The 14,741-nt window shown below is 72.2% G+C and carries 18 protein-coding genes; 12 read left to right on the top strand and 6 right to left on the bottom strand.

Annotation, left to right across the window (positions count from 1 at the left end):
* Positions 1-91 precede the first annotated feature (91 nt).
* The 3 genes from FJ657_RS13685 to FJ657_RS13675 are packed head-to-tail and all read left to right on the top strand — an operon-like array spanning position 92 to position 2,337.
* Positions 92-874, top strand: a complete 783-nt coding sequence (locus tag FJ657_RS13685) for a PadR family transcriptional regulator (protein WP_141164271.1) — start codon at positions 92-94, stop codon at positions 872-874.
* A gap of 45 nt (positions 875-919) precedes the next feature.
* Positions 920-1,558, top strand: coding sequence for an NAD(P)-dependent oxidoreductase (locus FJ657_RS13680; protein WP_141164270.1), 639 nt, complete (start codon positions 920-922; stop codon positions 1,556-1,558).
* Between the two features lie 26 nt (positions 1,559-1,584).
* Positions 1,585-2,337: an alpha/beta hydrolase gene (locus FJ657_RS13675; protein WP_255447351.1), complete on the top strand. Its 753-nt coding sequence runs from the start codon at positions 1,585-1,587 to the stop codon at positions 2,335-2,337.
* Between the two features lie 73 nt (positions 2,338-2,410).
* Here the strand turns inward: FJ657_RS13675 and FJ657_RS13670 are convergent, their stop codons facing one another.
* Positions 2,411-2,623 (bottom strand): antitoxin, encoded by a 213-nt coding sequence (locus FJ657_RS13670; protein WP_141164269.1) that lies wholly within the window; start codon positions 2,621-2,623, stop codon positions 2,411-2,413.
* Positions 2,624-2,762: 139 nt separating this feature from the next.
* Between FJ657_RS13670 and FJ657_RS13665 the strand changes: the two genes are divergently transcribed.
* Both FJ657_RS13665 and FJ657_RS13660 read left to right on the top strand, forming a co-directional pair.
* Entirely contained in the window at positions 2,763-3,500 is a 738-nt protein-coding gene (locus FJ657_RS13665; RefSeq protein WP_181408984.1) for a response regulator transcription factor, read from the top strand.
* The gene (locus tag FJ657_RS13660) at positions 3,497-5,158 is read left to right on the top strand and encodes a sensor histidine kinase (RefSeq protein ID WP_141164267.1); all 1,662 of its coding nucleotides are present in this window, start codon (positions 3,497-3,499) and stop codon (positions 5,156-5,158) included. The genes FJ657_RS13665 and FJ657_RS13660 overlap by 4 nt, the downstream gene beginning before the upstream one ends.
* A 20-nt stretch (positions 5,159-5,178) precedes the next feature.
* Here FJ657_RS13660 and FJ657_RS13655 read toward each other — a convergent pair whose 3' ends face one another.
* Positions 5,179-5,601, bottom strand: a complete 423-nt coding sequence (locus tag FJ657_RS13655; protein ID WP_141164266.1) for an organic hydroperoxide resistance protein — start codon at positions 5,599-5,601, stop codon at positions 5,179-5,181.
* Positions 5,602-5,787: 186 nt separating this feature from the next.
* On the opposite strand from FJ657_RS13655, the gene FJ657_RS13650 reads away from it, so the two are divergent.
* Both FJ657_RS13650 and FJ657_RS13645 read left to right on the top strand, forming a co-directional pair.
* Positions 5,788-7,164 carry a glucose-6-phosphate dehydrogenase gene (locus tag FJ657_RS13650; protein WP_141164265.1) on the top strand — a complete coding sequence of 459 codons (1,377 nt, stop codon included), beginning with the start codon at positions 5,788-5,790 and terminating at the stop codon, positions 7,162-7,164.
* 124 nt (positions 7,165-7,288) lie between these two features.
* Positions 7,289-7,807, top strand: a complete 519-nt coding sequence (locus tag FJ657_RS13645) for a GNAT family N-acetyltransferase (RefSeq protein ID WP_181408983.1) — start codon at positions 7,289-7,291, stop codon at positions 7,805-7,807.
* A 26-nt stretch (positions 7,808-7,833) separates the two neighbouring features.
* Here the strand turns inward: FJ657_RS13645 and FJ657_RS13640 are convergent, their stop codons facing one another.
* Positions 7,834-8,265 carry a YdeI/OmpD-associated family protein gene (locus FJ657_RS13640; protein WP_141164263.1) on the bottom strand — a complete coding sequence of 144 codons (432 nt, stop codon included), beginning with the start codon at positions 8,263-8,265 and terminating at the stop codon, positions 7,834-7,836.
* 100 nt (positions 8,266-8,365) lie between these two features.
* Here FJ657_RS13640 and FJ657_RS17115 point away from each other — a divergent pair, with 100 nt between their 5' ends.
* Together FJ657_RS17115 and FJ657_RS13635 are read left to right on the top strand one after the other, a co-directional pair.
* A complete protein-coding gene (locus tag FJ657_RS17115; RefSeq protein ID WP_181408982.1) occupies positions 8,366-8,539 on the top strand; it encodes a hypothetical protein in 174 nt (57 codons plus the stop codon).
* A gap of 22 nt (positions 8,540-8,561) precedes the next feature.
* Positions 8,562-9,062, top strand: coding sequence for an SRPBCC family protein (locus tag FJ657_RS13635; RefSeq protein ID WP_141164262.1), 501 nt, complete (start codon positions 8,562-8,564; stop codon positions 9,060-9,062).
* A 28-nt stretch (positions 9,063-9,090) separates the two neighbouring features.
* Here FJ657_RS13635 and FJ657_RS13630 read toward each other — a convergent pair whose 3' ends face one another.
* From FJ657_RS13630 to FJ657_RS13620, 3 genes are all read right to left on the bottom strand, one after another.
* Positions 9,091-9,612, bottom strand: a complete 522-nt coding sequence (locus FJ657_RS13630; protein WP_141164261.1) for a pyridoxamine 5'-phosphate oxidase family protein — start codon at positions 9,610-9,612, stop codon at positions 9,091-9,093.
* Positions 9,613-9,743: 131 nt separating this feature from the next.
* Positions 9,744-10,232, bottom strand: a complete 489-nt coding sequence (locus tag FJ657_RS13625; RefSeq protein ID WP_141164260.1) for an FBP domain-containing protein — start codon at positions 10,230-10,232, stop codon at positions 9,744-9,746.
* 57 nt (positions 10,233-10,289) lie between these two features.
* Entirely contained in the window at positions 10,290-10,922 is a 633-nt protein-coding gene (locus FJ657_RS13620) for a TetR/AcrR family transcriptional regulator (RefSeq protein WP_141164259.1), read from the bottom strand.
* Between the two features lie 177 nt (positions 10,923-11,099).
* On the opposite strand from FJ657_RS13620, the gene FJ657_RS13615 reads away from it, so the two are divergent.
* From FJ657_RS13615 to FJ657_RS13605, 3 genes are all read left to right on the top strand, one after another.
* Positions 11,100-11,474, top strand: a complete 375-nt coding sequence (locus FJ657_RS13615; RefSeq protein ID WP_141164258.1) for a VOC family protein — start codon at positions 11,100-11,102, stop codon at positions 11,472-11,474.
* 35 nt (positions 11,475-11,509) lie between these two features.
* Positions 11,510-13,096: a DUF7059 domain-containing protein gene (locus FJ657_RS13610; RefSeq protein ID WP_141164257.1), complete on the top strand. Its 1,587-nt coding sequence runs from the start codon at positions 11,510-11,512 to the stop codon at positions 13,094-13,096.
* Positions 13,097-13,191: 95 nt separating this feature from the next.
* Positions 13,192-14,712, top strand: coding sequence for an MFS transporter (locus FJ657_RS13605; protein ID WP_141164256.1), 1,521 nt, complete (start codon positions 13,192-13,194; stop codon positions 14,710-14,712).
* The last annotated feature ends 29 nt before the right edge of the window (positions 14,713-14,741 follow it).

Raw genomic sequence — 14,741 nt, 5'->3', positions numbered from 1 at the left:
TCCTAGCGATATATCGTTGACGCATCGTAGAACTTACGAGATGGCTCGTAGGTCCCAACGTCGAAAGACACCAACGAAAGGATGTGGACGCATGACTCGCGAACACTTCAGCCCCGCAGAGGGCATCCCCTTCCGCCGCCGCGGCGACCGACGCTTCGGACTGGAGGCGCACCGCGCCCGGTTCGGCTACCTCCCGCACGACGCTCGCGCGCATCACGGCCGTGACAACGAGCCGCACGAGCACGAGGCCCACGGTCACGGCGGTCGTGGTCGCGACGGTCGCGGTCGCGGCCCGCGCGACTACAACCGCGGCATCGGCACGGGCTTCCCGGCCGGCGGCCCCTTCGGCGGCGGCTTCGGCCCCGGCGGATTCGGTCCGGGCGCCGGTTTCGGCCCCGGATTCCCCGGCGGCCCCGGATTCGGCGGACGCCGCGGTCGCCGCGGCAAGGGCGACGTGCGCTCGGCGATCCTCTCGCTGCTCGCCGACGGCCCGAGCAACGGCTACGGCCTCATGAAGGCCATCGCCGAGAAGACCGACGGCGCCTGGCGCGCGAGCCCGGGATCGGTGTACCCGACCCTGCAGCAGCTCGTCGACGAGGAGCTCATCGTGGCGCGCGGCGAGGGTCGCGGCACCGAGTACGAGCTCAGCGACGCCGGTCGCGGCTACCTGGCCGAGAACCAGGAGCAGGTCGACGCGGCCTGGGAGCGCACCCCGCGCCCGACCGAGTCGATGCAGGAGCTCGGCGAGAGCATCGGCAAGCTCATGGGCGTGATCGGCCAGTTCCACCACGGCGCCAGCGAGGCGCAGCGCAAGGCCGCCGTCGAGAAGCTCGACGAGGCCCGCCGCGCTCTCTACCTGATCCTGGCCGAGTGATCCGAACCCGGCGGCCTTCGCCTCCCGCGCCGTAGCGTCAAGAGCATGAAGGTCGCCGTTCTGGGAATCACCGGGTACTCCGGATCGAACATCGCCCGCGAGCTCGTCGCCCGCGGGCACGAGGTCATCGGGCTCGCGCGTCGCACGCTCGACGCCGAGACGCCCGAGGGCGTCAGCGTCGTCGCGGGCGACGTGCACGACGCCACCACGATAGCCACCGTCACGCAGGGGGTGGATGCGATCGTCAGCGCCACCCGCGGCCACATGGAGGGCGGCGATCTGCCCGAGGTTCTGCCCATCCTCGTCGCGGCGGCCGAGGCCGCCGACGCGCGACTGGGCATCGTCGGCGGCGCCGCCTCGCTGCGCACCCGCCCCGGCGGGCCGCTCGTGATCGACGACGGCTTCCCCGAGGAGTGGAAGCCCGAGGCCACCGCGCTCATCACCGTGCTGGAGACCCTCCGCGCCTCCGACACGGGCGTCGACTGGTTCTTCCTCAGCCCCGCCGCCGAGTACGGCGCGTGGGCGCGCGGCGAGCGCACCGGCGCCTACCGCACGGCCGACGACGACCTGGTCGTGGATGCGACGGGCACGTCGACGATCGGCGGCGAGGACTACGCGATCGCCTTCGTCGACGAGCTCGAGAGGCCGGCACACCACCGCGCCCGGTTCGCGGTCGGCTACTGACCGCGCGAGAAGAAGGAGACGACAGCGTGGCCGTTCTCGACATCCACCTCGGCGCCCCGGCGCTGGAGATGCAGACCGAGGTCGTGGTGACCCTGCCCGAGACCCCGCCGCCGGCCGGCGGATACCCGACGCTCTACCTGCTGCACGGCCTCGGCGACGACGGCACCGCGTGGACGCGCTGGACCGGCATCGAGCGCTACGCCGAGCAGCACGGCATCGCCGTCGTGATGCCCTCGGGCGCGCGCAGCTTCTACACCGACGAGGCGCACGGCCTGCGCTGGTGGACCTGGATCGCCGAGCAGCTGCCCGAGCGGCTCGGCGGCATGCTGAACCTCAGCACCGCGCGCGAGGCGACCTTCGTCGCCGGGCTCTCGATGGGCGGCTACGGCGCGTTCAAGCTCGCGCTGCGCCACCCCGAGCGATTCGCGGCCGCGGCCAGCCTGTCGGGCGCGCTCGGCTGGGCTCGGCGGATGCCGACGCCCGAGTGGCCGGACGAGCTGCGCGAGCTGCGGCACACGGTGCTCGGCGAGGCGGATGCGACCGACAGCGACGAGGACGTGTTCCACCTGCTGGGCCGCACGCCCGTCGCCGACCTGCCGGCCCTCTACCTCGCCTGCGGCGAGCAGGACTACCTCGTCGAGGAGAACCTGGCGTTCCTCGCTCAGGCCGAGCTGCTCGGCGTGCCGATCGAGCAGAGCCTGCGCCCCGGCGACCACGAGTGGGGCTTCTGGGATGCCGAGATCCAGCGCGTGCTGGACTGGCTCCCGCTGTCGCGCTGAGCGCGGTCGAGTGACGTGACGAAGAAGGGGCTCGACCAGGCGTCGAGCCCCTTCTTCGCTCCGCGGGTTCAGCTCACTCGGTGCCGATGGCCTTGTCGGCCGCGTCGCGGGCGCCGTCCACCTGCTCTTCGAACTTGCCGCCGGTGACCTTGTTGACCGCGTCGGCGACGCCGTCGAGCACCTTGTCGCTGATGTCCTCGGCCTGCTCGCTCTTCAGCACGTTCTTCACATCGTCGCTGCCGAGGAACTCCTGGGCCTTCTTGGTGATGTCGTCCAGACCGCTCATGACTCGACCTTCCGTCGGGGATTGGTGACCATATGCTCCCTCCGCGTCCGGCCCGCCACAAGAGCGCGCCGATTCGGCGCTGGGCGAGTCCCGGTCCGCTTCACAGTCGGCGCATAGGCTTCGGGGGTTGCCTATGCCCATGCCCGCCGTCGCATCCCGCCCCGCTCCCTTCGTCCGTCTCGACGGGAGCCCCGTCCGCGCCCTCGTCGTCGACGACGAGGCCTCGCTCTCCGACCTGCTGCGCATGGCCCTGCGCACCGAGGGCTGGGAGACCAAGGTGGCCGACAACGGCCACGACGCCCTGCGCGTGGCCCGCGAGTTCGGCCCCGACGTGATCGTGCTCGACGTGATGATGCCGGGCATCGACGGCCTCGAGGTGCTGCGCCGCCTGCGCGACGACGGCAACGACTGCCCGGTGCTGTTCCTCACCGCGAAGGATGGCGTGGATGACCGCATCGCCGGTCTCACCGCCGGCGGCGACGACTACGTCACGAAGCCGTTCAGTCTCGAGGAGGTCGTGGCCCGCCTGCGCGGCCTCATCCGCCGCAGCGTCAAGGTCGGCGGCGACGACGAGGTGGAGCTGCGCGTCGGCGACCTCGTGCTCAACGAGGAGACCTACGACGTGAGCCGCGGCGGCGCCGCGATCCAGCTCACCGCGACGGAGTTCGAGCTGCTGCGCTTCCTCATGCGCAACCCGCGCCGGGTGCTCAGCAAGGCCCAGATCATCGACCGGGTGTGGAGCTACGACTACGGCGGCCGCTCGAGCATCGTCGAGCTCTACATCTCCTACCTGCGCAAGAAGATCGACACGCTCGGCGAGCCCATGATCCACACGGTGCGCGGCGTCGGCTACACGATCAAGCCCGCCGCCGGATGACGCGCGCGCCCTGGTCGCTGCGGCGGCGTCTGGTCGTCGGCATCGTCGCCCTGCTGGCGGTGCTGGCGATCGTCGTCGGGGCGATCAGCGTGGCGGTGCTGCAGCAGAGCCTGCTGACGCGACTCGACGAGCAGGTGAAGCAGTCGCTGAACTTCGGCGGCGGGCCCGTCGTGGTGCCGTCGAACCCGGGCTCGGGGTCGAGCGGATCCGGTTCGACGGGATCGGGGTTCAGCGGGTCAGGGTCGGGATCGAGCGGATCCGGCTCCGGTTCGGGCTCCGACTCCGGCGACTCCGGCTCCGAGAGCGACACCGGCCCGCAGCGCCGTGTCGGCAGCCTGACGGTGCTCATCATCGACAACGTGATCGTGCGCGCCGAGTACGTCGGCGACGACGGGGTGCAGAAGACCCTCACGGTCGCCCAGGTGCAGTCGCTCGCCGACGCCGGGCTGACGGCGACGCATCCCGCCAGCGTTCAGCTCGACGGTCTCGGCGAGTTCCGTGCGGCCGAGCGATCGCGTGACGGCGTGCGCCTCATCGTGGCGCAGTCGCAGGCCGACGTGACGAACACCACCTTCGAGCTGATGCGGATCTTCGCGCTCGTCACCCTCGCCGCGCTGCTGCTCGCGGCGGTCGCCGGCACGATCATCGTGCGCCTGGCGCTGCGCCCGCTGGGCCGGGTCGCGGCGACGGCGAAACGGGTGGCCGAGCTGCCGCTCGCGGGCGAGGCCGAGATCCGCGAGCGCGTGCCCGAGGGCGACACCGATGCGCGCACCGAGGTCGGCCAGGTCGGCAGCGCCTTCAACACGATGCTGAGCCACGTCGAGGATGCGCTGGGCGCCCGCCAGGCGAGCGAGGACCGGCTGACGCGCTTCGTCGCCGACGCCAGCCACGAGCTGCGCACGCCGCTCGCCTCGATCCGCGGCTACGCCGAACTGTCGCAGCGGGTCCCCGGCGATCTGCCGCCCGACGTGAGCCGCTCGCTCGACCGCATCGAGTCGGAATCGGTGCGCATGACGAGCCTCGTCGAGGATCTGCTGCTGCTGGCGCGACTCGACTCCGGCGGCGAGCTGCGCCGCGAAGAGGTCGGCCTCGGCATGATCGTCGCCGACGCGCTCGCCGACGCCCACGTGACGGCTCCCGAGCACCGCTGGCTGCTCGAGCTGCCCGAGGCGGGCGAGGTCGAGTTGATCGGCGATCCGGGGCGTCTGCACCAGGTCGTGGTGAACCTGCTCGCGAATGCCCGCACCCACACGCCCGCCGGCACGACCGTCACGGTCGAGGTGCTGAGCGAGGGCGACGAGGCCGTGCTGCGCGTGGGCGACGACGGCCCGGGCATCCCCGCCGACTTCCAGCCGAAGCTGTTCGGGCGCTTCGTGCGCGGCGACGACTCCCGCTCGCGGGTCGCGGGCAGCACCGGTCTCGGGCTGTCGATCGTGCAGGCGATCGTGGATGCGCACGGCGGCTCCGTCACGGTCGAGAGCGAACCCGGCGCGACGGTCTTCGAGGTGCGCCTGCCGCTGAGCCAGCCGGAGCCCGCGCCGGGCCAGCCGGAGCCCGTCCGCAGCCGGCCGCAGCCGGCGTCGAGTCAGCCGCAGCCCGATCCGGAGCCCTCCGAGACGACGAAGGAGGCCGCGGACTCCTCGTCCGCGACCTCCTGAGATCCGTCGATCGGCTCGGGTCAGCCGACCTCGACATCGAGCTTGACCTCGACGTTGCCGCGGGTCGCGTTCGAGTAGGGGCAGACCTGGTGTGCGGCCTCGGCGACCTTGCGCGCATCCTCGATCGACACGCCGCCGAGCTCGATGCGCAGCGTCACGGCCAGGCCGAACCCGCCGTTCTCGAGCTTGCCGATGCCGACCTCGGCGGTGACGGCCGAGTCTTCAACGGGGATGCGGAGCGCCTTGCCCTGGCCCTTCAGAGCCGAATGGAAGCAGGCCGCGTAGCCGAGCGCGAAGAGCTGCTCGGGGTTGGTCGCGCCGCCGGGGCCGCCCATCTCGACCGGGACGGTGAGCTCGACCTGCAGGCTGCCGTCGCTCGTGGCGGCGCTGCCGTTGCGTCCGTCGCCGAGGCTCGTGGCGACGGCGGTGTAGATGGGTTCCATGCGGAGGTCCTTCCGGGGTGGTGCGGGGGAGGGCGCGCCGGGGCGCGCACCGCCGACCACCGTATCCATCTCCTGTGACGTGCCGCCGACCGCGCGGCGTCGGCGACGGCGGTGTGAGCGAGCTCTCAGATGGATGCGCGCCGCGAGCCCCGCATCCGATCGGCCTCGCGGAGTAGCGTCGCGACCATGGCCTCGACCCCGCCCATCGACACCCTGATCGTGCTCGGAGCGGGCGGTGATCTCGCCTCCCGTCTGCTGCTGCCCGGACTCGCCTCGCTGCTCGACTCCTCGCGAGGCCGGGACCTCACGCTGATCGGCGTCGACCGTGCCGAGCTCGACGACGCCGCCTGGCAGAAGCGGGTGTCGACCGCGTTCGGATCGGATGCCGGGCCGCGCGCGGCGCGCATCGCGAAGGCCTCGCGCTATCTCGTCGGCGATGCGACGAGCGCCGACGATCTGAGCCGGGCGCTCGCGGCCGCGACGGGGCGCACCGCCCTCTACTTCGCGCTGCCGCCCGCCGTCGCCGAGAAGGCGTGCGCGGCGCTGCGCGACGTCGAACGACCCGCCGGGCTCGTGCTCGCGCTCGAGAAGCCCTTCGCCTCCGACTACGCGAGCGCGCGCCGGCTCAACCGGCTGCTCGAGACCCTCGTGCCCGAGGAGCAGGTCTTCCGCGTCGACCACTTCCTCGGCAAGTCGACCGTGCTGAACCTGATCGGGCTGCGTTTCGCGAACCGCCTGCTCGAGCCGCTGCTGTCGTCGCAGAACATCGAGCGCGTCGACATCGTCGCGGATGAGGCGCTCGGCCTCGAGGGCCGCGCCGGCTACTACGACCACGCCGGCGCCGCGCGCGACATGATCCAAAGCCATCTGCTGCTCGTGCTCGCGCTCGCCGCGATGGAGCCGCCGTCGTCGGTCGAGTCCGAGGATCTGCGCGGCGCGATGGCGCAGGTGCTGCGGGCGACGCGACCGTGGAAGGCCGACGGCACCGCGAGCCGGCGCGGGCGATACACCGCCGGCCGGATCGACGGCCGCGACCTGCCCGACTACAGCGACGAGGCCGGCGTCGTCGCGGCCCGTCGCACCGAGACGCTGGCCGAGCTGACGGTCGCGATCGACACCTGGCGCTGGGCCGGCGTGCCGTTCACGCTCCGCTCGGGCAAGGCCCTCGGCACCGGGCGCCAGGAGGTCGTCTTCACGCTGCGCGAGGTGCCGCACCTGCCGAACGGGCTGTCGGGTCCGAAGCGCACGGCGCGCATCCGCGTCGGCATCAAGCCGGCGGTGCTCGAGCTCGACCTCGCGACGAACGGGCACGACGACCCCTTCGACCTCGAGTGGGAGACGCTGCGCACCGAGTTCCCGGCCAACGAGCTCAGCGCCTACGGCGAGGTGCTGGCCGAGCTCATCGAGGGCGACCCGACGCTGTCGGTGCGCGGCGACGTCGCCGAGCAGTGCTGGCGCATCGTCGGTCCGGTGCTCGCCGCGTGGGGGCGCAACGAAGTTCCGCTGCAGAGCTACGAGGCCGGGTCGGCGGGGCCGCGCGGCTGGGACAAGCCGATCGTCTGATCCGCGGCCGGCGGCATCCGACCGCATCCGCGCCGCGCGCCCTGCCGGCGGCACCTCCGCTCCGCCCCTGAACCCCGCTCGGGGTGCTTGACCGCGCTCGCGGCCGCAGGGGAACATGGCGGCGATGGCCGACATCGTGGAGGGCCGGGTTCGTCTCGAACCCGCGACCCTGGATCAGCTCGATGCGTACTTCCGGGATCCTGACCAGCTCGCGGAGGCGCTGCGATCGCCCCTGCCCGAGGGGTGGCCCTCCGACGTGAACGCGTTCCTCTGGGTCGCGAACGCCCTGCAGCGCGCGCCCGAGGCCGCGGCGCGATGGATGTACTGGGCGATCGAGGCCGAGACCGGTCGTCTCATCGGCGACGGCGGCCTGCGCAGCGAGAAGCCCGGCGTCCTCGACGTGAGCTACGAGCTCGCCGAGGAGTTCCGCGGCCGCGGTCTCGGCGCGCCGCTCGTCGACGCGCTCTGCCGCATCGGCTTCGAGGACCCGGCGATCACCCGCATCGAGGCTCACACGCGCGTGGACGACGAGGCTTCGCCGTCGACCCTGCTGCGCGCCGGCTTCGAGCGCGTCGGGGTGATCGAGCCGCTCGATCCCGAGGTCGGCCGCCCGGCCGTCGAATGGGTGCGGCGGCGCGGCTGACCCGTCCGACCCATCCGGCCGGCCCGTCAGCTCAGGCTGTCGAGCACCTTCTGGATGCGGCGCTCGCGCGTCGCCTCGGCCTTCGCCTCGCCGACCGAGCGGGCGTGCTCCTTGCGCGCCGAGTACGACAGCGCGTCGAAGGCGGCGCGCGCCCCGGCGGTCTCGAGAGCCGCGGCCAGCTCGGCGGGCACCTCGACCGTGCGCTCGCCGGCGACGTGCTCGAGGGTGACGTCGTGCTCTTCTCCGCCCGCGACGCCGGCCGACTTGCGGATCGCCGCCGACACCGGGATCAGGTACTTGCCGCCCATGACGGCGATCGTCGAGTCGTAGTCGAAGCCGTTCAGCGTGACCTTCACCGGCACGCGCTTGCCGGCGGCGAAGCCGAGCACGACCTCCTCGGGAACCTCGATGCCGACGTTGTTGCCGATCTGCAGCAGGGTGGTGCGGAAGGTGGTCATGGCGACTCCTGGCTCGGGAAGCGAACGTGCCGATCTTCGCGCATCCGCCTCGTCGAGGGAATGCGCCGGGCCGCGCCGTCTCGCCGGTAGGCTGACCGGCATGAAGGTGTTCGCGTTCCTGATCTGTCTCGTGCTCTTCGTCGGCGCGTTCTTCCTCTTCGGCTACGCCTTCGACGCGCCGGAGCCGTTCCACCTCGTGATCTTCGCCTCGGGCCTGGTCGCGATCGCGCTCTCGCTGATCATCCCGTTCCACCTGCTCGAGAAGCTCGACTGAGCGCGAACGGCGGAATCCGACGGTGAAGGCGGCGAGCGCGACGGTCGACATCGTCGTCGCCGCGCCGCTCGCCGAGGCCTTCGCCACGACGGTCGCAACCGACCCGCCCGCCTTCTATCCGCGGTTCGGCCCGCTGCCCGCCGTCGTGTCGGTCTCGGACCAGACCGACTCCTTCGACGTCGTCGGCGCCTCCCGACGATTGCATCTCTCCGACGGCGGCTCGGTCATCGAGACCGTCGCCGAAGTGGATGCGCCGCGCCGGCACGTCTACGAGCTCAGCCGCTTCCAGAAGCTGTTCGGCTCCCTCGTCTCCGGCGGACGCGCGGAGTGGATCTTCGCCCACGACGGCGAGGGCACCCGCATCCGCTGGACCTACTCCTTCGCACCGCTGCCCTGGCGGGGTGCGATCGTGCACCTCATCGTGCGCCTGTTCTGGGCGCCCTACATGCGCAGCGTGATGCCGCCGATCGCCCGGCAGGCGGGCGTCGTCGTCGCGAAGCCCGCGACCCGCGCGACCGACTGAGCCGGCGGACCGCGGCTCGGGCGCCGGCCTACAGCTCGACCGTGCGGCTCTCGCCGACCTCGGGCGGACGCTTCGCGATGAGCGCCGCGGCGACCTCGATCACGCGCTTGAGCGCGGGTCGGTCGAGATCCCAGAACTCGATCGATTCGACGTCGACCCGCAGCAGGGCGACGGCCGGATCCTCGCGCCCGCCCTCGAAGTAGGCCTCGGCCCAGGGATTCCAGAGCAGGTCGATGCGGGGCTGGCTGCGGTCGATGCTCGCGCTGCCGCTGAGCGAGAGATAGCCCTTGCCGTCGCCGACCGCGACGTTCACCTCGGGGTGCCGACGGATCTCGTCGGTCTTCTCGCTCGGGTCGGCGGTGAAGAACCAGAGCGTGCCGGCGAAGTTCTCGGTGCCGTCGACGCCGTGCTCGAGCAGCGCGAGCGGGCGGCTGTGCAGCGCGCCCGATGCGGCCCGCGAGGTGACGGTCGCGGTGCGGGCGGAGGTGAGGATGCGGCGCACGGTCTCGAGGTCGTCGGACGGGTCGGGGGTGCTGGTCTGGTCGCTCATGCCGCCACGCTCGCACCGGCGGCGCGGCGGGCGCGGTCACTGACTGCGGGCATCCAGGTGACGCGGGTCGTGCATCCAGGAGGCGCGGTCCGCGCCGTCGGCGGGGGCGCTCGGCGTCGCGCCCCGCAGGGTCAGGCCGCGACGACCTTCTCGGTGAACCGGGCCAGTCGCTGGGTGAGGCCGTCGGCGCGGTGCTGGATGATCTCGGCCGGCGAGTGGTCGAGCTCGGTGCCCGGGGCGCGCAGTCGGATCAGCGTCGAGCAGGCCAGGTCGGAGCAGATGTAGGTGCCGACCGAGTTGCCGCGATCGCCCGCGTCGCCGGCGCGACGGGCGGAGAACATCCGCACCTGCCCGGCCGGCTGCAGCGTCTGACACAGCGAGCACATGGCCGAGCCGTGCGCGAGCTGCGACTCCGAGGCGCGCAGGGTGAGCCCGACGGGCGCACCGTCGCGCCAGAACACGACATAGCCGCGCTGCGGCGCCTGCGGGTCGCGCCAGCCGAGGTACTCGCGCTCATCCCAGATGACCTCGTGCAGCCCGGGCAGGGGCATGCGGTCGGCCTCGCCCGCGGGGGCGTTCACCATCGATTCGCGGATCTCGGTCTCGGTCAGCGGTTGCATGGTGCCGACGAGCCTACGCCCGCGGGCGGGTCGCCGCCGGGCGAGCGGATGCGCCGGTCAGAGCCCGCGGTCGACCATCGCGATCACCCGGCGGCCGGTCTGGCGGGCGAGCTCGGGATCGAGGTCGTGCAGCGGCCCCTCGAGAGCGAGCATGGCCAGGCCGTGCACGGCCGACCAGGCGAGCAGCTCCGCGCCGGGGCGGCGCTCAGCGGGCAGCTCGCCCGCGGCGACGAGGTCGTCGAGGGCGATGCCCAGCAGCTCGAAGGGCGTGCGTCCGCGCGGGCCGGCCTTGTCGGGGCTCAGTGCCGAGCGCAGATCGCGCGGCACCGTGAACGCGGCCCGGAACAGTCCCGGCTCGTCGCGCGCGAAACGCAGGTAGCCGACGCCGACCGCCTCGAGCTCGGCGTGCGCGTCGGCGGCGGCGTCGCCGGCCCGCTCGATGCGCTCCCACTCCTCTTCGATCGCCTCGGCGACGGCGCCGAGCGCCGCATCGCTGACGGCCTGCACCAGCGCGGTGCGGTCGGCGAAGTGCCGGTAGGCGGCGTTGGGGGAGACGCCGGCGCGGCGGGTGGCCTCGCGCAGCACGACCGCGTCCGGCCCCGACTCGCGCGCCATGGCGAAGCCGGCATCCACCAGAGCCTGACGCAGGTCGCCGTGACGATAGGTGGCCCGGGGTGCGGTGCTGGCCATGGTCCTCCTCGTGCCGCGCTCAGCGCGCCGGGTGCTCTGCCGAGCCGGTGCTCTCGACAGATGCTGGCCCAGGTGTCATTGTTGACAGCGTACACATGACGCCGTGTCTCATGCGGATGCATGGAAGGCATCCACGAGCGGATCCCTCGGCGTGATTCTGACGGAGAGGAACGGCCCATGCTGACCACCACCGGCGCCTTCAGCGGGTTCTCGGTCACCGACCCCGAGCGCGCCCGCGACTTCTACGGCCGTGTGCTCGGGCTCGACATCGTCGACGGCGGGATGGGCGGCATCTCGCGGCTCACGCTGCCGGGCGGCGCGAACGTCATCCTCTACCCCAAACAGAACCACGAGCCGGCGACCTACACGGTGCTGAACCTCGAGGTCGCCGACGTCGCGGCCGCGATCCAGGAGCTCGCGGCCGAGGGCCTCGAGCCGCTGCGCTACGACGGGATGCCGCAGGATGCCGACGGCGCCATGCGCGGCCACGGACCCGACATCGCCTGGTTCGAGGACCCCTTCGGCAACGTCTTCTCGGTCATCGCCGACTGACCCTCGCGTCGTCCGCGGCGCGGGAGAATGGAGGCGTGCTCCTCGACCTCGCCGATGACCTGCGCCGCGACCTCGACCAGGCGGTCTACACCGTCGATCGGCTGCGCGGACTCTGGGGCGACGTCGCCGACGACGCCCTGCAGCGCGCCGACCGCGTGCCGGCGCTGCGCGCGCTCGCCGGCCGCACCGAGGCGTCGGCGATCCTGGCGCGGCTGTTCGTGCTCGGCGACACGGTGCCGCGTGACGAGGCGGAGCGTGCGCTGCCGGCCACCGGCGTCGCCGCGGCGCTCGCGCAGGGGCTGCTCGAGCCCGCGCCGTCCGGGACCGAGGGTCAGCCGGCCGATGCCGTGCGCGGCACGATCGACCTGCGCCCCTACTCGGTGGTCGACGCGATCGGCGTCGCCGCCTGGTGGATCGCGAGCGACCTCGGCGAGCTCGCCACCGGCCGGGCCCTGCGCACCGATCACGTGCTCGGCATCGGCGGCGCCTCGGCCACCCTGAGCGGGCTCATGCTGCCCGACCGCGCGCGGAGCGTGCTCGATCTCGGAACCGGCTGCGGCATCCAGGCCCTGCACGCCAGCCGCTTCGCCGACCGCGTGGTCGCGACCGACATCAGCGCCCGCGCCCTCGACTTCGGCCGCCTCAACGCCGCGCTGAACGGCGTCGACACGATCGAGTTCCGGCTCGGCAGTCTCTACGAGCCGGTGGCCGGGGAGCGCTTCGACCGCATCGTCTCGAACCCGCCCTTCGTCATCACGCCGCGCCGCGAGGGCGTACCCGAGTACGAGTACCGCGACGGCGGCATGGTGGGGGATGCGCTCGTCGCCGCCGTCGTGAGCGGCGCCGCCGAGCACCTCGAGCCCGGCGGCATCGCCCAGCTGCTCGGCAACTGGGAGTACCGCGGCGACGACAGCGGGAGCGGCGACAGCGACGGCGGCGACGCCGACGGCCTCGACCGCGCGGCCGCCTGGGCGCGCGACGCCGGCCTCGAGCACTGGATCATCGAGCGCGAGCAGGCCGACCCGGCGCGCTACGCCGAGACCTGGATCCGCGACGGCGGCACGAAGCCCCGCAGCACCGAGTGGGAGCCGCTGCTCGGCGCCTGGCTCGACGATTTCGCCGACCGCGGCGTGGATGCGGTGGGCTTCGGCTACGTGCTGCTGCGCCGGCCGGCCGACGGCGCGCTCGACCGCGGCGCCGCGGCACCCTCCGCACTCGCCCGGGTCGAGCGCATTCCCGAGGCCCTCGGCGAGAACCCCGCCGGCCTCGGCCCGCACCTCTCGGCCGTGCTCGCCGCGCACGATGCGCTCGTGGCGCTCGGCCCCGACGGTGTCGACGCCCATGCCTTCCGCGTCGCCCCCGACGTGACCGAGGAGCGCAGCCACTGGCCCGGCGAGGAGGCGCCCTCGGCGCTCGTGCTGCGCCAGGGCGGCGGCTTCGCGCGCACCCTGCGGGTCTCACCCGCGGTCGCGGCGGCGGTCGGCGCCTACGACGGCGAGCTCGCACTCGGGGTCATCGCCTCGGCGATCGCGCAGCTGCTCGAGCTCGACGAGCGCAGCGTCCTCGACGAGATCCGGGCCGAGACGCTCGAGCTCGTGCGCGGCGGACTGGTCGTTCCCTGAGAGCCTGAGGCAGGCTCACACCGGCTCCCGAGCCGGGAGTAACGTCGCGGCCGTCGTCCGGGCGCCCTTCACCCGGACGGGAAGGACCAGCGACGATGAGCGACGCGATCGATCCCCAGCCATTCCGTGAGAAGAAGGCGGGGACGATCCGAAGTCTCGTCCCGGCGCGCCTCGACCGGCTTCCCTGGGCGAGATTCCACTGGATGATCGTCGTCGGCCTCGGCGTCTCCTGGATCCTCGACGGTCTCGAGATCCAGATCGTCTCGCAGAACGGCTACGCTACCGAGTTCGACATGAACTCCGCCGAGATCGGCGCCACCGGCACCGTCTACCTCGTGGGGCAGGTCGTCGGGGCGCTGTTCTTCGGGCGGCTCTCCGACCGCCTCGGCCGCAAGAAGCTGTTCATCCTGACGCTCGCGATCTACCTCGCGGGCAGCGCGCTCGCCGGTCTCACCCCGAACTTCGACAACCACTGGGCGAGCATCATCGTGCTCTGGCTGTTCCGCTTCGTGGCCGGAGCCGGTATCGGAGGCGAGTACGCCGCGATCAACTCGGCGATCGACGAGCTCATCCCCTCGCACTACCGCGGCCACGTCGACATCGCGATCAACGGCACCTACTGGGGCGGCGCGGCGCTGGGCGCGGCGGCCAACCTGCTGTTCCTCAACAGCGGGCTGTTCGGCTCCGACTGGGTCGACAACTGGGGATGGCGGCTCTCGTTCTTCATCGGCCCGGTGCTCGGACTGATCATCATCTACCTGCGCCGGCACATCCCCGAGAGCCCGCGCTGGCAGATCACGCACGGCTACGAGAAGGAGGCCGAGGCGACCGTCGACCAGATCGAGAAGGATGTCGAGGCATCCGGTCACCCGCTCGAGAAGGTGGGCGACGACCGCGCGATCACGCTGAGCCCGCAGGAGCGGGTGCCGTTCCACATCCTCGCCAAGGTCTTCTTCAAGATGTACCCGAAGCGCACGCTCGTCGGCGCGACGATGATGATCACCCAGTCGTTCCTCTACAACGCGATCTTCTTCAGCTACGCGCTCGCGCTGCAGAACTTCTACGACGTCGACAAGTCGCAGACCGGGTACTACTTCTTCCCCTTCGCGATCGGCAACCTCGTCGGCCCGCTCGTGCTGGGCCGCCTGTTCGACAGCGTCGGGCGTCGCAAGATGGTGCTCGTCACCTACGGCGGCTCCGGGGTGATCCTCGCGGCGTCGGCGGCGCTGTTCCAGGCCGACGTGCTCAACGCGGTCACGCAGACGATCTTCTGGTGCGCGGCCTTCTTCCTCGCCTCGGCGGGCGCGTCGGCGGCGTACCTCACGGTGAGCGAGATCTTCCCGCTCGAGGTGCGCAGCCAGGCGATCTCCTACTTCTTCTCGATCGCGCAGATCTTCGGATCGCTCGCGCCGCTCATCTACGGCGCCATGATCGGCGACGGGTCCGACCGCGGCCCGATCACGGTCGGCTACTTCCTCGGCTCCGCGATCATGCTGATCGGCGGCATCGTCACGTTCATCTTCGGCGTGGATGCGGAGCGCAAGCAGCTCGAATCGGTCACCGACCCGCTGACGCTCATCCACGACGAGGAGGCGAAGGAGGAACGGCGGAGCTGACCGCCCAGGTCACTCCCACCGCATCCCCG

The sequence above is a fragment of the Schumannella soli genome, from assembly GCF_006517435.1.
Classification (GTDB): Bacteria; Actinomycetota; Actinomycetes; order Actinomycetales; family Microbacteriaceae; genus Schumannella; species Schumannella soli.
The sequence above is the reverse complement of the archived record's forward strand: the minus strand, read 5'-3'. Positions and strand labels throughout refer to the sequence as shown.

Excerpts from the sequence above, each read along its gene's own strand:
- FJ657_RS13685 (WP_141164271.1), top strand. The coding sequence starts at position 92 with ATGACTCGCGAACACTTCAGCCCCGCAGAGGGCATCCCCTTCCGCCGC.
- FJ657_RS13680 (WP_141164270.1), top strand. The coding sequence starts at position 920 with ATGAAGGTCGCCGTTCTGGGAATCACCGGGTACTCCGGATCGAACATC.
- FJ657_RS13670 (WP_141164269.1), bottom strand. The coding sequence starts at position 2,623 with ATGAGCGGTCTGGACGACATCACCAAGAAGGCCCAGGAGTTCCTCGGC.
- FJ657_RS13665 (WP_181408984.1), top strand. The coding sequence starts at position 2,763 with ATGCCCGCCGTCGCATCCCGCCCCGCTCCCTTCGTCCGTCTCGACGGG.
- FJ657_RS13660 (WP_141164267.1), top strand. The coding sequence starts at position 3,497 with ATGACGCGCGCGCCCTGGTCGCTGCGGCGGCGTCTGGTCGTCGGCATC.
- FJ657_RS13655 (WP_141164266.1), bottom strand. The coding sequence starts at position 5,601 with ATGGAACCCATCTACACCGCCGTCGCCACGAGCCTCGGCGACGGACGC.
- FJ657_RS13650 (WP_141164265.1), top strand. The coding sequence starts at position 5,788 with ATGGCCTCGACCCCGCCCATCGACACCCTGATCGTGCTCGGAGCGGGC.
- FJ657_RS13645 (WP_181408983.1), top strand. The coding sequence starts at position 7,289 with ATGGCCGACATCGTGGAGGGCCGGGTTCGTCTCGAACCCGCGACCCTG.
- FJ657_RS13640 (WP_141164263.1), bottom strand. The coding sequence starts at position 8,265 with ATGACCACCTTCCGCACCACCCTGCTGCAGATCGGCAACAACGTCGGC.
- FJ657_RS17115 (WP_181408982.1), top strand. The coding sequence starts at position 8,366 with ATGAAGGTGTTCGCGTTCCTGATCTGTCTCGTGCTCTTCGTCGGCGCG.
- FJ657_RS13630 (WP_141164261.1), bottom strand. The coding sequence starts at position 9,612 with ATGAGCGACCAGACCAGCACCCCCGACCCGTCCGACGACCTCGAGACC.
- FJ657_RS13625 (WP_141164260.1), bottom strand. The coding sequence starts at position 10,232 with ATGCAACCGCTGACCGAGACCGAGATCCGCGAATCGATGGTGAACGCC.
- FJ657_RS13620 (WP_141164259.1), bottom strand. The coding sequence starts at position 10,922 with ATGGCCAGCACCGCACCCCGGGCCACCTATCGTCACGGCGACCTGCGT.
- FJ657_RS13615 (WP_141164258.1), top strand. The coding sequence starts at position 11,100 with ATGCTGACCACCACCGGCGCCTTCAGCGGGTTCTCGGTCACCGACCCC.
- FJ657_RS13605 (WP_141164256.1), top strand. The coding sequence starts at position 13,192 with ATGAGCGACGCGATCGATCCCCAGCCATTCCGTGAGAAGAAGGCGGGG.